Here is a 14456-nt window from a genome sequence, read left to right as displayed (position 1 = left end):
ATGACGAACCACAACCTCGCCTCCCTGTCGCAGACGATCGACGCCGCCTTTGATGACCGCGATTCCGTAAACACCGGAACGCGCGGCGCGGTGCGCGACGCCGTGGAAACGGCACTGAACCTGCTCGACAGCGGCAAGGTGCGGGTGGCAGAGCGTGGCGCCGACGGCAACTGGACCGTCAATCAATGGCTGAAGAAGGCCGTTCTGCTCTCCTTCCGCCTCAACCCGATGGAAATCGTCCGGGGCGGCCCGGGGGAATCCGTCTGGTGGGACAAGGTCGCCTCCAAGTTCGACGGCTGGAGCGTCAACGAGTTCGAGAAGGCCGGCTTCCGCGCCGTGCCGAACTGCGTCGTGCGCCGCTCGGCCTATATCGCGCCGAACGCCATCCTGATGCCGTCCTTCGTCAACCTCGGCGCCTATGTCGGCGAAGGCACGATGGTCGACACCTGGGCCACGGTCGGCTCCTGCGCCCAGATCGGCAAGAACGTGCATCTCTCCGGCGGCGTCGGCATCGGCGGCGTGCTGGAGCCGATGCAGGCCGGCCCGACGATCATTGAGGACAATTGCTTCATCGGCGCCCGCTCCGAGGTCGTTGAAGGCTGCATCGTGCGCGAGGGCTCGGTTCTCGGCATGGGCGTGTTCATCGGCAAGTCGACCAAGATCGTCGACCGCGCCACCGGCGAAGTGACCTATGGTGAAGTCCCGCCCTACTCCGTCGTCGTCGCCGGCTCGATGCCGTCGGGCTCGACCATGGGCAACGGCCAGCCGGCACCGAACCTCTACTGCGCCGTCATCGTCAAGCGCGTCGACGAGAAGACCCGCTCCAAGACCGGCATCAACGAACTGCTTCGAGACTGATCCGATGACACCGGAGGGGCGACGGCCGAGCATGATCTGGCTGTTCTTCAGCCCCTCCGGCCGCATCACCCGCCTGCCCTTTTTCCTGTCCTGGCTTTTCTGGCTGCTGATAGGCGGTTTCGTCGTCGCGCAGATGCTCGCCAACGAGAACCACAGGACCGCGCTGGCGCTCTGGACGCTGGCGCTGATCGTGTCCGGCATCGTTTCCACGCTCTCGATCGCCATGCTGGCGATCAAGCGGCTGCACGATATCGGCTATCCCGGACCGCTGGCGATCTGCCTGTTCATCCCTGTCCTGAGCCCCATCGTCTTCATCGCGCTCTGTCTCTGGCCGGGCACCGAGGGGCCGAACGAATTCGGCCAAACCAGCGATGAACCCGGCGCTTGAGCGGCGCACTGTACATTTCGGGCCCGAACGCGTATGTAGCGCGCCATGAACAGGCCGGCGATAAGATGCTGGCCGCGGCAATCGGCGCCTGATGACGACCTGATCCAAGGTCTTGTTCGTTTACCGGCGCGAAAACCGAAATCCGAAAGACGAGAGATGACAGAATTCGAAGGGATCGCGCCTGCGATCGCCGAGGCGTTGGCAAAACGCGGTTACAACGAGTTGACGCCGGTTCAACAGGCGATGCGCGATCCTGATCTGGCGGGCAAGGATGCGCTGGTATCGGCCCAGACCGGCTCCGGCAAGACCGTCGCCTTCGGCCTGGCGCTGGCACCGACCCTGCTTGGCGACCAGCGCCGCTTCAGCGCGCCCGGCGCGCCGCTGGCGCTTGTGATCGCACCAACGCGCGAACTGGCGCTGCAGGTCAAGCGCGAGCTCGAATGGCTCTATGAGCAGACTGGCGCGACGATCGCGTCCTGCGTCGGCGGCATGGACATGCGCACCGAGAAGCGCGCGCTGGAGCGCGGCGCCCACATCGTCGTCGGCACGCCCGGACGCCTATGCGACCATATCCGCCGCAACTCGCTCGATATTTCTTCGTTGCGTGCCGTCGTGCTCGACGAGGCCGACGAGATGCTCGATCTCGGTTTCCGCGAGGACCTCGAATTCATCCTCGAGGAGTCTCCCGACGACCGCCGCACGCTGATGTTTTCGGCGACCGTACCGCGCTCGATCGCGACGCTTGCCAAGAACTACCAGCGCGACGCCGTGCGCATCAGCACCGCGTCCGAGCAGAAGCAGCACGTCGACATCGAATACCGCGCCCTGACCGTTGCGTCGAACGATCGCGAAAACGCGATCATCAACGTCCTGCGCTTCTACGAAGCGAAGAATGCGATCGTCTTCTGCTCGACCCGTGCAGCCGTCAACCATCTGACTGCCCGCTTCAACAACCGCGGCTTCTCGGTGGTGGCTCTGTCGGGCGAACTCAGCCAGAACGAACGCACCCACGCGCTGCAGGCCATGCGCGACGGACGCGCCCGCGTCTGCATCGCCACCGACGTTGCCGCCCGCGGCATCGACTTGCCGGGCCTCGAACTGGTCATCCACGCCGACCTGCCGACCAACCCGGATACACTGCTGCACCGCAGCGGCCGCACCGGACGCGCCGGCCAGAAGGGCGTCAGCGCCCTGATCGTGCCGGTGAGCCAGCGCCGCAAGGCGGAGCGCCTGCTCGAAAACGCCCGGATCACCGCCAACTGGGCCCGCCCGCCGTCGGCCGACGAGGTCAGCCGCCGCGACGACGAGCGCCTGCTTGCCGACACGAGCTTTGCCGAACCGATCCGCGAAGACGAAGAGGCGATCGTGCGCGCGCTCATCGAGCTTCATGGTGCCGAGCAGATGGCTGCCGCCTTCGTGCGCCAGTTCCGCTCTGGCCGCTCGGCCCCGGAAGACCTGATCGAGGTTGCCGTCGGCGACAGCCGCGCAAAGCCGCGCCGCGATGAGAAGTCTGCACCGCGCGAAGACTATGACGCGCCGCGCGCCGATTTCAGCGATGGCAGCTGGTTCTCGCTCTCGGTCGGCCGCAAGCAGAATGCCGAGCCGCGCTGGCTGATCCCGATGCTCTGCCGCCACGGCAAGCTGACCAAGCGCGACATCGGCGCGATCCGCATGCAGCAGGAAGAGACCTTCGTCGAAATGACCTCCGATGGAGCCGAGCGCTTCCTGTCGTCGATCGGCAAGGAGGGCATGCTGGAGAAGGGCATCCGGGTGAAGACGCTGCCGGGCGCTCCCGATCTGTCGCAGCAGCGCCAGGAGAAGCCGAGTTTTTCCAAGGACAAGCCGAACTTCTCCAAGGACAAGCCAGGTTTCTCCAAGGACAAACCGGCCTTTGCCAAGAAGCGCCCCTATTCGGACGATGCGGCACGCAGTGACGGCGACTTCAAGCCGAAGCGCAAGTTCGACAAGAAGCCGGCTTACGCCGCCGCCCCGGCCCACACCGACGACAAGCCGCCGGAAAACCGCGACGCCTGGACTAAAAAGAAGGCCAAGCCGAACGCCGGCAAGGACGGCGGCTTCAAGCCGAAGCCCAAGGGCAACAACGCCAAGAACCGCCAGAGCTAAGCTTGCCGCAGCAACGGCGTCAGCCCAAATCAAAAAGCGCCGCGATCAAATCGCGGCGCTTTTTTTTGTCTGCAGTTGCGGCGGCTGGCCGTATCAGGCTTCGAGGAAGCGCAGGCCGGCGACGGCGACGATGATCATCGCGATGCAGGTGATCCGCATCCAGGAGACGGGATCCCCGAAAAGCACGATGCCGAGCACCGTGATGCCGACTGAGCCGATGCCGGTCCAGGCGGCGTAGGCAGTGCCGGCCGGCAGGTCGCGCATGGCGATCGTCAGGAGGTAGACGCTGCCGAGCGCCGCTGCGATGCCGATCGCGCTCGGCACCAGTTTCGTCCAGCCTTCGGCATATTTGAGCGCCAGGCCCATGATGATTTCAATCAGGCTCGCCGCTATCAGGATGATCCATGCCATTACCGTCTCCATCGAAATTTCCATCTGGAGAACAATCTGGTAGGGTAGGCACTGGATAGCAATTACGCACCTTTTGGTAACTATGAAAATCTCGACAGACCCGCTCGAAGCACCCATCACCTCCATTCCGGATGTCTTCGACCCGACCTGCTCCTCGCGGCATGCGCTGGAGCTGATCGCCAGCAAATGGGCGATGCTGATCATCTCGGCGCTCGAAGAAGGGCCGATGCGCAACGCCGCGCTGATGCGCCGGCTTGGCGACGTCTCGCAGAAGATGCTGACGCAGACGCTGAAGGAACTGGAGCGGAACGGCCTTGTCATTCGCGAGGACAAGAAGACCGTGCCGCCGCATGTGGAATACAGCCTCAGCGCTGTCGGCCGTTCGCTCAGCGAAACCCTGCTGGTGCTCGACCGTTGGGCCGAGACGCATTTCGGCACTCTCGACGCGGCGCGCGCGCGCTACGACGCCGAGCGGGGCAAATAGGCCTATTCGCCGTCGAGTTGCGACTGGGCGATCACTTTCACCACCCAGTCGGCAAAGACGCGCAGACGGCTGCTCAGGTGTCGGTTCGGCGGATAGACGAGATAGATCGGCATCGATTCGATTTGCCAGTCCTGCAGCACCCTCCGCATCGCGCCGGTCTCAAGATCCTCCCGCACCATGAAGCGGGGCGCCTGGATGACACCGAGGCCGGCACGGGCGGCGGCGAGATAGGTGGTCGATTCGTTGGCGGCCACCGCATAACGACCATGAACCTCGATCTCTTCCGCGCCGCGCTTGAAATAGAACGGCATCTGCTGGCCGGTCTGCGGGCGGAAATAGCCGACGACATAACAATTCTTCGAAAGATCGGAGGGATGTTGCGGCGTCGAGCAACGGTCGAGATAGTCGGGTGCCGCGCAGGCGACGAAGCTCATGTCGGTGATGCGCCGGGCAATCAGCGACTGGTCGGTCAGGGTGCCGACACGAATGGCGCAGTCGACATTCTCGGCAACATAGTCGACGGTGCGGTCCGAGACGCCGAGATCGATCTGGATGTCAGGGTAGCGCTTGTGGAATTCGGACAGAGCCGGGATAACGATGAGATTGGCCATGGCGCTTGCCATCTCCACGCGCAGCCGCCCCTTCGGCAGCGTCTGGGCGCTCGACAGGCTGCCGTCGAGCTCATCGAGGTCGGTCACGAGGCGCGCGGCCCGCTCGTAATAGAGCGCGCCATCCGGGGTCACCAGAACCCGCCGCGTCGTGCGATTGAGCAGCTTGGTGCGCAGATGCGCTTCCAATCCCTGGATGAGATTGGTGACGGTCGCCTTGGGCATATTGAGCGAAGCGGAAGCACGTGTGAAATTGCCGGTTTCGACAACGCGGAGAAACGCGCGCATGGCCGTGAGCTGGTCCATTTTCAATAGCCATTATTGTTCGAGATACTGAATAGTGTAGTCGGATTAGACGGACTATTCCAGACAGAAGACAATGTTATTCTCCCATCATGGCGGGTTGTCGCCTCATGTGGGATGACCCCGTGGCAAAGGCAAGAGAGATGGGTGAACGCTTTACGGTAGAGACGATGCAGACGGGCAAAGGTTCGTGCCCGGCACGTGTCTATAGTGGCGAAACGCTGCTCAACCCGCCGCCCGTGGTGCTGCACCTGCATGGCGGCTCCTTCGTCGGCAGCTCGATCGCAGCCGGCGAACGCGTCGCCAAGGCGCTTGCGGCGGCCGGTGCCATCGTCATCTCGCCGGAATATGCGTCGGCCTGCCTCAATCCGTTCCCGGCCGCACTCGACGTCACCTATTCCATGCTTTCTTCGATGCGTGCGCGTTGCCCGCAGTTCGCGCATAAAAAATCGTTGCTGTTCATCGCCGGCGAGGAGGCGGGCGGCAACGTGGCAGCCGGCGTGGCGCTGATGGCTCGCGACCAGTTCCTCACCGACCTCAAGGGGCAGATCCTCCTGTCGCCGATGCTGGATCCGTGCCTGGCGACCGCATCGTTTCGCAAATACTGTCCCGAGGGTTCGGTGCAATCGATCGCCGAAGGCTGGCAACGGTATCTGGGCGAATGCGGTGGATTCACGCATCCCTATGCCGCTCCGGCGCACTGTACGCGGCTCGCCGGCCTTGTTCCCTCGCTCATCCTGACCAGCGAGGAATGCCCGATGCGCGACGAGACTGCTGCCTATGCAGACCGTCTTCGCCAGGCGGGCGTGAGCGTTCAGTCCCATATTCTTCCCGGCCGCGCCGGGTGGATACCGGAAAATACCGTGAACGCTGAAACCTGGGCATCCCAGGAAGAAACGATTACCGGCATCTTTTCCCGCTTCTTCCAGCAGGCGGGGGCGAAGCCGGCTGAAATGACGATGCGTTAGCCAAGGACGACAGGGCCGCCGGCCTTTCCCTTTCGCTGACGACAGCAGCAAAAACGCCGGCTCCCAACCGGCAAGGAGAGAAAAATGAAATCGACAGTGACCCGCCGGGCCCTCTGGGGCGCCGGCCTGAGCATCCTATTGTCCGCCGCCGGCGGTGCCGCGGTTCTTCTTGGCCTGCCGCAGCACTTCGAGGCGGATGCCGCAACCGAAACGGCAGCCGCGCTTCCACCGGCCGTGCCGGTTTCGGTGGCCAAGGCGCAGTCGCGCCGCATCACCACCTGGGAAGATTTTTCCGGGCGGCTGGAAGCGATCGAACGCGTCGAGATTCGCCCCCGTGTCGGCGGCGCCATTCTCCAAGCCCACTTCCGCGAGGGTGCACTGGTGAAAAAGGGCGACCTTTTGCTCACCATCGATCCCGAGCCCTATGCGGCAGCCGTCGACCGGGCTGCAGCCGAGGTCGCAGCAGCCGAGGCGCGGGTGGCGCTCGCCAGGACGGAACTCGACCGCGGACGCAAGCTCGTGACCACGAGCGCCATCCCACAGAGCGGCGTCGACCAGCGCCTCAGCGCCTTCGACGAGGCGCAGGCGAGCGTGCGCTCCGCCAAGGCCGCGTTGCGCACGGCCGAACTCGACCTGGAATACACCGAAGTCAAGGCACCGATCTCCGGCCGCGTCGGCCGGCTGGAAGTGACCGCCGGCAACCTCGTCGCCGCCGGCTCCGCTTCGCCGGTGCTGACGACGCTGGTCTCGGTCGACCCGATCTACGCAAGCTTCAGCGCCAGCGAAGAAGTGGTCACCACTGCACTCGCCCGGCTCCAGGCCTCGGCCGGCGGCAACGCCATCGAGCGCATCCCGGTGCAGATCGGCACCGCTGCCGACGAAGGCACGCCGATCTCCGGCCATATCCAGCTCATCAACAACGAGGTGGATGCGGCGACCGGCACGATCCGCGTCCGCGCCGCGCTTGAAAATGCCGACGGGCGGCTGATCCCCGGCCAGTTCGTGCGCATCCGCATCGGCGAACCGGAGCCCGAAGAAAAGCTCGTGATCAGCGATCGCGCCATCGGCTCCGACCAGGACAAGAAATTCGTGTTCGTCGTCGGCTCCGACAACAAGGTCGAGTACCGCCAGGTGAAGCTTGGCCCGAGTTCCGACGGGCTGCGCATCGTCGAAAGCGGCCTGAAGACCGGCGAGAACATCGTCGTCAACGGCCTGCAGCGGGTACGCCCGGGTGTGCTCGTGGCACCGCAGCAGGTCGAAGAAACGACGGCGTCGATCGCAACCAAGTAGGACATGACGGCACCCGCTTCGGCTGTCGCCGAGGCGGGATTGGCCGCCCAGACATCACTTAGCAGATCCCGGCGCGTGGCGAGTGTTCTTGCCGCGACAGCCGGAGATTTGCCTGAACTCGTCCCAAGGGGGATACGTCAATGAACTTCTCACGCTTCTTCGTCGACCGCCCGGTCTTCGCGGGCGTTCTTTCGGTCCTGATCTTCGTGGGCGGCCTGCTCGGCATGACCGGCCTGCCGATCTCCGAATATCCCGAAGTCGTGCCGCCGCAGATCGTCGTGCGGGCGCAGTATCCCGGCGCCAACCCGGCTGTTATCGCCGAGACGGTGGCAACGCCGCTCGAAGAACAGATCAACGGCGTCGAGGGCATGCTCTACATGCAGAGCCAGGCGACGGCGGACGGTCTGATGACGCTGACCGTCACCTTCGAACTCGGCACCGACCCGGACCAGGCCCAGCAGCTGATACAGAACCGCGTCGCGCAGGCCGAGCCGCGCCTGCCCGAGGAAGTGCGCCGTCTCGGCGTCACGACCGTCAAGAGCTCGCCGGACCTGACGCTCGTCGTGCACCTGTTGTCGCCCAACGGCCAGTACGACATCAACTATCTGCGCAATTACGGCGTGCTCAACGTCAAGGATCGGCTCGCCCGCATCGACGGCGTCGGCCAGGTACAGATCTTCGGCGGCGGCGACTATTCGATGCGCATCTGGATCGACCCGCAGAAGGCTGCCGAACGCGGTCTTGCGGCAAGCGACGTGGCCAACGCCATCCGCGCGCAGAACGTTCAGGCCGCCGCCGGCGTCATCGGCGCCTCGCCGTCGGTTCCCGGCCTCGACCTGCAGCTTTCCGTCAACGCGCAAGGCCGCCTGCAGACGCCTGAGGACTTTGCCGACATCGTCGTCAAGTCGGGCGCCGGCGGCGAGGTCACGCGGCTTGGCGACGTCGCACGCGTCGAAATGGGCGCTGCCGACTATTCGCTGCGCTCGCTGCTCGACAACAAGGCCGCCGTCGGCATGGGCGTCTTCCAGGCGCCGGGCTCAAACGCGATCCAGATCTCGGAAAACGTTCACAAGGCCATGGCCGAGCTGAAGCTGACCATGCCCGACGGCGTCGACTACGAGATCGTCTACGACACCACCCAGTTCGTGCGTGCCTCGATCGAGTCGGTCATCCACACCCTGCTTGAAGCGATCGCGCTGGTCGTCATCGTCGTCATCGTCTTCCTGCAGACCTGGCGCGCCTCGATCATCCCGCTCGTGGCGGTGCCCGTCTCGATCGTCGGCACCTTCGCGGTGATGTACGTCTTCGGCTTCTCGATCAACGCGCTCAGCCTGTTCGGCCTGGTGCTGGCGATCGGCATCGTCGTCGACGACGCCATCGTCGTGGTCGAAAACGTCGAACGTAACATAGAGCAGGGTCTGTCGCCGGTACAGGCGACCTACCGTGCGATGCAGGAGGTTTCCGGACCGATCATCGCCATTGCGCTGGTGCTCGTCGCCGTGTTCGTGCCGCTTGCGTTCATCACCGGCCTGACCGGGCAGTTCTACCGCCAGTTCGCACTGACGATCGCCATCTCGACGGTGATCTCCGCCATCAACTCGCTGACGCTTTCCCCGGCGCTCGCCGCCCTCCTCCTGCGCAATCACCATGCGCCGAAGGATTGGCTGACCCGTGCCATGGACAAGGTGTTCGGCTGGTTCTTCCGCGGCTTCAACCGCTTCTTCGGTCGCAGCTCGGAAGCCTATGGCCGCGGCGTCGGCAGGATCCTGTCGCGCAAGTCGCTGATCATGGGCGTCTATGTCCTGCTGCTCGGCGTCACCTTCGTGCTGTTCCGCGCCGTTCCCGGCGGCTTCGTGCCCGCCCAGGACAAGCAGTATCTGATCGGCTTTGCACAGTTGCCTGACGCAGCGACGCTCGACCGCTCGGAAGACGTCATCCGCCGCATGAGTGATATCGCGCTCAAGCATCCCGGCGTCGAAAATGCCATCGCCTTCCCCGGCCTGTCGATCAACGGCTTCACCAACTCGTCGAACTCCGGCATCGTCTTCGTGGCGCTGAAGCCGTTCGAGGAGCGCACGACGCCCGAGCTTTCGGGCGGGGCGATCGCCATGCAGCTGAACCAGGAATTCGGCGCGATCCAGGATGCCTTCATCGCCATGTTCCCGCCGCCGCCCGTCCAGGGGCTGGGCACCACCGGCGGCTTCAAGCTGCAGATCGAGGACAAGAACGGCCTCGGCTACCAGGCACTCGACGAGGCGACCAAGGCCTTCATTGCCAAGGCCTACCAGACGCCGGAGCTGGCTGGCATCTACTCGAGCTTCCAGATCAACGTGCCGCAGCTCTACGCCGACCTCGACCGCGTCAAGGCGCGCCAGCTCGGCGTCGAAGTGACCGATGTGTTCGAGACGCTGCAGATCTATCTGGGCTCGCTCTACGTCAACGACTTCAACGCCTTCGGCCGCACCTACAGCGTGCGCGTCCAGGCCGATGCAAACTACCGCAGCCACGCCGACGACATCGGCAAGCTGAAGGTGCGTTCGCAATCGGGCGAGATGATCCCGCTGTCGGCACTGTTGAAGGTCGAGCAGACGGTCGGCGCCGAGCGGGCGATCCGCTACAACGGCTTCCTGTCGGCCGACATCAACGGCGGCCCGGCGCCGGGCTTCTCCTCGGGCCAGGCTCAGGCCGCGATCGAGAAGATCGCCGCGGAAACGCTGCCGCCCGGTATCGCATTCGAGTGGACGGATTTGACCTATCAGCAGATTCTTGCCGGCAATTCGGGCATGCTCGTCTTCCCGCTGGCGCTGCTCTTGGTCTATCTCGTGCTGGCCGCCCAGTATGAAAGCCTGACCCTGCCGATCGCGATTATCCTGATCGTGCCGATGGGCATCATGGCCGCCCTTGCCGGCGTCTGGCTGACCGGAGGCGACAACAACGTCTTCACGCAGATCGGCCTGATCGTGCTTGTCGGGCTTTCCGCCAAGAACGCGATCCTGATCGTCGAGTTCGCCCGCGAACTGGAACTATCAGGCAGCACCGCCGTCCAGGCGGCGATCGAAGCGAGCCGGCTGCGCCTGCGGCCGATCCTGATGACCTCGATGGCCTTCATCATGGGTGTCGTGCCCCTGGTGATCTCCACCGGCGCCGGCGCCGAAATGCGCTCGGCCATGGGGGTCGCGGTCTTTTCCGGCATGATCGGCGTCACCGCCTTCGGCATCTTCATGACGCCGGTGTTCTACGTGCTGATCCGCAAGCTCTCGGGCGAGCGGCCTCTGAAGCACGCCGGAGCGCATATCGAAGCACCTCATCTCGCGCCCGGAGAATGAGGTAATCTTGCCGCATATGCGCTTTGAGCGGGCCGGATCTGATCCGGCCCGCTTACGTTGAAGACAGACGGATAGCCTCAGCCGTCGGCTGCACACCCATCCTGCGTGACAGCCGCGCAACGATCGGATAAACCAGCACCCTCAATCCCATTGGCCCCAGCGCCACGCAGACGGCATATCGCTACATGACCTCGACCGATCCGATCGCCAATCTCGCCACCCTCATCCGTTGCCCCTCCGTTACCCCTGCCGAAGGCGGCGCGCACTCAGCGCTTGAAGCCATGCTCAAGCCGCTCGGCTTTGCCGTCGACCGGGTCACGGCCAAAGACGCGGGTACGCCCGATATCGAGAACCTCTATGCCCGGCTCGGCAGCGACGGCCCGCATCTGATGTTTGCCGGCCATACCGACGTGGTGCCGGTCGGCGACGACGGCGCGTGGACCCACGGTCCGTTTTCCGCCGATATCGCCGGCGGCGAAATGTATGGCCGCGGCGCGGTCGACATGAAGGGCGGCATTGCCTGCTTCGTCGCAGCCGTCGCCCGCCACATCGAAAAGCATGGGGTCCCCAAGGGCTCGGTTTCGTTCCTCATCACCGGCGACGAGGAAGGCCCTGCGATCAACGGCACGACGAAACTTCTCGGCTGGGCTGCCGCCAAGGGCGAGCGTTGGGACGCCTGCCTTGTCGGCGAACCGACCAATCCAGACCGTCTCGGCGACATGATCAAGATCGGCCGCCGTGGCTCGCTTTCCGGCCGGATCACCGTCAACGGCGTCCAGGGCCACGCGGCCTATCCGCACCTGGCGGACAATCCGGTGCGCGGCATCCTGCAACTGACCCAGGCACTGATGGACCCGCCCTTCGACAACGGCACGGAAAACTTCCAGCCGTCGAACCTGGAAGTGACGACCATCGACGTCGGCAATGGCGCCGTCAACGTCATCCCTGCGAAGGCGGCTGCTGCCTTCAATATCCGCTTCAACGACACCTGGACCGCCGAGAGCCTGATGGCGGAGATCATCGCCCGCCTCGACCGCGCGGCAACGGACGGCGCTCTGCGGGCAGGCCGCGACCCGGTCCGTTACGAGATCACCTGGAACGAACGGCCGAGCCACGTTTTCCTGACGCGCAACAATGCGCTGATCGATTCGCTGTCAGGCGCTATCGAAGCGGTCACCGGCCAGCAGCCGAAACTTTCGACCACCGGCGGCACCTCGGATGCGCGGTTCATCAAGGACTATTGCCCCGTCGTCGAATTCGGGCTTGTCGGCCAGACCATGCATATGGTGGACGAGCGTGTCGCCGTCGCCGATCTCGAAACGCTGACGGAAATCTACGAAACCTTCATCTTCAGCTGGTTCGGCCATGCCGCTGCTTGAGGAGGTTCTTTCCTATATCAAGGGCCTCTGGCTGCTGATCCAGGGCAATGGCGAAGGCTTCCGCTGGCTCGATTTCAGCGAGAGCGGATTGTGGCGTTCGTTTACAGCGATGCTCTGGTGCCTGCCGGCCATTGCCGTCACCTGGGCATCCTGGCGGCTTTATTATCTCTCTGCAATGCCAACAGGAACCACTGTCGGCTTCGGCTTCGTCTTCAAGCTTCTGGTTGTCGATCTCGCCAGCTGGCTGCTGCCGCTGGTGCTGGTCTTCGTCCTGGCGCGCCCACTCGGCTTTGCCGCCGCCGTGGTGCCGATCGTCGTCACCACCAACTGGCTTTCCGTGCCGCTGTCCTATGCGATGGCGGTGCCGGCGGCGATCCGCCTCGTCATTCCCGGCAGCGAAGGGCTGACGAGCCTGATCTGGCTGGTGCTGCTCTTCGTCAGCATCGGCATACTCTTCCGGCTGCTGCGCATCATTACCGGAAACCAGACCTTGCTGGCCACGGCGCTGACGGCGCTTTTCCTGCTGCCGTCGATGATGATGGGCGAATTGCTGCAGCAGTTCTTCGGCCTTATCCCGACCTGACAGACGTCACGCGCCATCTGCGCGCGACGTTACCTTCCTCAGTAATCGACCTGCATGAAATAAAGCCCGTCGGGCGGCGCCACCGGACCGCAGGCCTTGCGGTCGCGCGCTTCGAGTGCCGCCTGCAGCTCGTCCGGCGTCCATTTGCCTTCGCCAACCAGCTTCAGCGAGCCGGCGAAGGAACGGATCTGATTGTGCAGGAAGCTCTGCGCCGTGGCGCGAATTTCGATCAGATTGCCGGTGCGAGAGACATCCAGCCGGTCGAGCGTGCGCATCGGGCTTGTCGCCTGGCAATGGACGGAGCGGAAGGTGGTGAAGTCGTGGTGGCCGACGAGCCGTTGCGCGCCTTCATGCATCGCCTCGTGATCGAGCGGCTTCGTCACCCACCAGGCACGCTTCGCCTCCAGCGCCAGCCGCGACGGACGGCAGATGATGCGGTAGAGATAATGCCGGCGCAGCGCCGAAAACCGTGCGTCGAAGGCGTCTGTGACTTCCTGGGCGTCGAGGATCGAGACGCCCTCGCCGGCCATGCCCAGATGCGCGTTCAGCGCATTGCGCAGCGTGTGAGGTTTCCACTCGCGCGTCAGGTCCGCATGCGCCACCTGCCCGACGGCATGAACGCCGGAATCGGTCCGCCCGGCACCGCGGATCGAGACGGTTTCGCCGGTCAAGGACAGGATCGCTTTTTCGATCGCGCCCTGGACGGAAGCGCCGTTGTCCTGGCGCTGCCAGCCGACATAGTTGGAGCCGTCATATTCGACGATCAGTCGAAAGCGCGGCATCAGCCGACCCTCGTGCCGGCGGCGATGGGCGTACCGCGCAGGAAATCGGCAACACTGAGAGCCTTGCCGCCTGCCCGCTGCAGCCGCGTCGGCCGCACGGCACCGTCGCTGCAGGCAATGGTGAGAGTGTCGTCGAGCACCGTTCCGGCGGTTCCTGCCGCCGTCACGCGCTCGGAGTTCAAAACCTTGATGCGCTCCGGCTTGCCGGCGATCTCGAGCTCAAACCAGGCGCCGGGAAAAGGCGACAGGCCGCGAATATGGTCGTGCACTTCGCGCGCGGTCCTCGCAAAATCGATGCGAGTCTCGGCCTTGCTGATCTTGGCGGCGTAGACGACGCCCTCGCCCGCCTGCTCGGTCAGTGGCAGGTCATCGGCCTCAAGCTTGCCGATCGCTTCCTTCATCAGGTTAGCGCCGACCTGCATCAGCCGGTCATGCAGCTCGCCCGCCGTCATCGTCTCGCCGATCTGCACCGCCTTGGTGAGCGCGACCGGGCCTGTGTCCAACCCCTTGTCCATCTTCATCACCATCATGCCGGTCTCATGGTCGCCGGCCATGATGGCACGCTGGATGGGAGCCGCACCACGCCAGCGCGGCAAGAGCGAGGCATGGCCATTATAGCAGCCGAGCCGCGTTCCGGTCAGGATCGCTTCCGGCAACAGCAGGCCATAGGCGACGACAACGGCAACGTCAGCATTGAAATCACGGAAGGTCTGGCGATCGGCTTCGTCCTTGAAGTTGACGGGCGTGAGCACGGGAACGCCGAGCAGCTCGGCCGCCTGGTGCACCGGCGACTTCTGCAGGTCGAGCCCGCGCCGTCCGCCGGGCCGCGGCGGCTGGGTATAGACGGCAACGATCTCGTGACCTGCCCCTGCGAGTGCGGCAAGCGTCGGTACGGAAAATTCCGGCGTTCCCATGAAGATGATGCGAAGCGACAAGGCGGATACTCCGACCG

General features: G+C 64.4%; 13 protein-coding genes. 9 read left to right on the top strand and 4 right to left on the bottom strand.

The features are described from left to right. The 3 genes from dapD to C6558_RS01880 all read left to right on the top strand — a co-directional run bounded on the left by dapD (position 1) and on the right by C6558_RS01880 (position 3370). Positions 1-858 carry a 2,3,4,5-tetrahydropyridine-2,6-dicarboxylate N-succinyltransferase gene (gene dapD, locus C6558_RS01890; protein ID WP_025425734.1) on the top strand — a complete coding sequence of 286 codons (858 nt, stop codon included), beginning with the start codon at positions 1-3 and terminating at the stop codon, positions 856-858. A gap of 4 nt (positions 859-862) precedes the next feature. Further along, on the top strand, positions 863-1246 hold the full coding sequence (locus C6558_RS01885; protein WP_025425733.1) for a DUF805 domain-containing protein: 384 nt from the start codon (positions 863-865) through the stop codon (positions 1244-1246). 156 nt (positions 1247-1402) lie between these two features. After that, complete coding sequence (locus tag C6558_RS01880; protein ID WP_025425732.1) at positions 1403-3370, top strand: DEAD/DEAH box helicase; 1968 nt, start codon at positions 1403-1405, stop codon at positions 3368-3370. A 93-nt stretch (positions 3371-3463) separates the two neighbouring features. On the opposite strand, the gene C6558_RS01875 is transcribed toward C6558_RS01880, so the two are convergent. Continuing rightward, positions 3464-3781, bottom strand: coding sequence for a multidrug efflux SMR transporter (locus tag C6558_RS01875; RefSeq protein ID WP_025425731.1), 318 nt, complete (start codon positions 3779-3781; stop codon positions 3464-3466). An 82-nt stretch (positions 3782-3863) separates the two neighbouring features. Between C6558_RS01875 and C6558_RS01870 the strand changes: the two genes are divergently transcribed. Continuing rightward, the gene (locus tag C6558_RS01870; RefSeq protein ID WP_051509149.1) at positions 3864-4265 is read left to right on the top strand and encodes a helix-turn-helix domain-containing protein; all 402 of its coding nucleotides are present in this window, start codon (positions 3864-3866) and stop codon (positions 4263-4265) included. 2 nt (positions 4266-4267) lie between these two features. Here the strand turns inward: C6558_RS01870 and C6558_RS01865 are convergent, their stop codons facing one another. After that, entirely contained in the window at positions 4268-5179 is a 912-nt protein-coding gene (locus C6558_RS01865; RefSeq protein WP_025425729.1) for a LysR family transcriptional regulator, read from the bottom strand. 140 nt (positions 5180-5319) lie between these two features. Here C6558_RS01865 and C6558_RS01860 point away from each other — a divergent pair, with 140 nt between their 5' ends. The 5 genes from C6558_RS01860 (at position 5320) to C6558_RS01840 (ending at position 12722) form a co-directional block, all read left to right on the top strand. Then, positions 5320-6144 (top strand): alpha/beta hydrolase, encoded by an 825-nt coding sequence (locus C6558_RS01860; protein ID WP_025425728.1) that lies wholly within the window; start codon positions 5320-5322, stop codon positions 6142-6144. 84 nt (positions 6145-6228) lie between these two features. Continuing rightward, entirely contained in the window at positions 6229-7434 is a 1206-nt protein-coding gene (locus C6558_RS01855) for an efflux RND transporter periplasmic adaptor subunit (RefSeq protein WP_025425727.1), read from the top strand. Between the two features lie 140 nt (positions 7435-7574). Further along, positions 7575-10760, top strand: a complete 3186-nt coding sequence (locus C6558_RS01850) for an efflux RND transporter permease subunit (protein ID WP_025425726.1) — start codon at positions 7575-7577, stop codon at positions 10758-10760. A gap of 185 nt (positions 10761-10945) precedes the next feature. Then, the gene (gene dapE / locus C6558_RS01845) at positions 10946-12139 is read left to right on the top strand and encodes a succinyl-diaminopimelate desuccinylase (protein WP_025425725.1); all 1194 of its coding nucleotides are present in this window, start codon (positions 10946-10948) and stop codon (positions 12137-12139) included. Next, complete coding sequence (locus tag C6558_RS01840) at positions 12126-12722, top strand: hypothetical protein (RefSeq protein ID WP_025425724.1); 597 nt, start codon at positions 12126-12128, stop codon at positions 12720-12722. Before dapE ends, C6558_RS01840 begins: the two co-directional genes overlap by 14 nt. Positions 12723-12760: 38 nt before the next feature. Here the strand turns inward: C6558_RS01840 and truA are convergent, their stop codons facing one another. Both truA and fmt read right to left on the bottom strand, forming a co-directional pair. Then, positions 12761-13504: a tRNA pseudouridine(38-40) synthase TruA gene (truA, locus tag C6558_RS01835; protein WP_025425723.1), complete on the bottom strand. Its 744-nt coding sequence runs from the start codon at positions 13502-13504 to the stop codon at positions 12761-12763. After that, complete coding sequence (gene fmt / locus C6558_RS01830) at positions 13504-14439, bottom strand: methionyl-tRNA formyltransferase (protein ID WP_025425722.1); 936 nt, start codon at positions 14437-14439, stop codon at positions 13504-13506. Before fmt ends, truA begins: the two co-directional genes overlap by 1 nt. Positions 14440-14456 lie beyond the last annotated feature (17 nt).

This window comes from Ensifer sp. NM-2, from assembly GCF_003024455.1.
Lineage (GTDB): Bacteria > Pseudomonadota > Alphaproteobacteria > Rhizobiales > Rhizobiaceae > Ensifer > Ensifer canadensis.
Note: the sequence above shows the minus strand (reverse complement) of the source record. Positions and strands in the feature narration are given on the sequence as shown.

Bases quoted from the DNA above. Each gene is read 5' to 3' on its own strand.
- dapD (WP_025425734.1), top strand. From the start codon at position 1: ATGACGAACCACAACCTCGCCTCCCTGTCGCAGACGATCGACGCCGCC.
- C6558_RS01885 (WP_025425733.1), top strand. From the start codon at position 863: ATGACACCGGAGGGGCGACGGCCGAGCATGATCTGGCTGTTCTTCAGC.
- C6558_RS01880 (WP_025425732.1), top strand. From the start codon at position 1,403: ATGACAGAATTCGAAGGGATCGCGCCTGCGATCGCCGAGGCGTTGGCA.
- C6558_RS01875 (WP_025425731.1), bottom strand. From the start codon at position 3,781: ATGGCATGGATCATCCTGATAGCGGCGAGCCTGATTGAAATCATCATG.
- C6558_RS01870 (WP_051509149.1), top strand. From the start codon at position 3,864: ATGAAAATCTCGACAGACCCGCTCGAAGCACCCATCACCTCCATTCCG.
- C6558_RS01865 (WP_025425729.1), bottom strand. From the start codon at position 5,179: ATGGACCAGCTCACGGCCATGCGCGCGTTTCTCCGCGTTGTCGAAACC.
- C6558_RS01860 (WP_025425728.1), top strand. From the start codon at position 5,320: ATGGGTGAACGCTTTACGGTAGAGACGATGCAGACGGGCAAAGGTTCG.
- C6558_RS01855 (WP_025425727.1), top strand. From the start codon at position 6,229: ATGAAATCGACAGTGACCCGCCGGGCCCTCTGGGGCGCCGGCCTGAGC.
- C6558_RS01850 (WP_025425726.1), top strand. From the start codon at position 7,575: ATGAACTTCTCACGCTTCTTCGTCGACCGCCCGGTCTTCGCGGGCGTT.
- dapE (WP_025425725.1), top strand. From the start codon at position 10,946: ATGACCTCGACCGATCCGATCGCCAATCTCGCCACCCTCATCCGTTGC.
- C6558_RS01840 (WP_025425724.1), top strand. From the start codon at position 12,126: ATGCCGCTGCTTGAGGAGGTTCTTTCCTATATCAAGGGCCTCTGGCTG.
- truA (WP_025425723.1), bottom strand. From the start codon at position 13,504: ATGCCGCGCTTTCGACTGATCGTCGAATATGACGGCTCCAACTATGTC.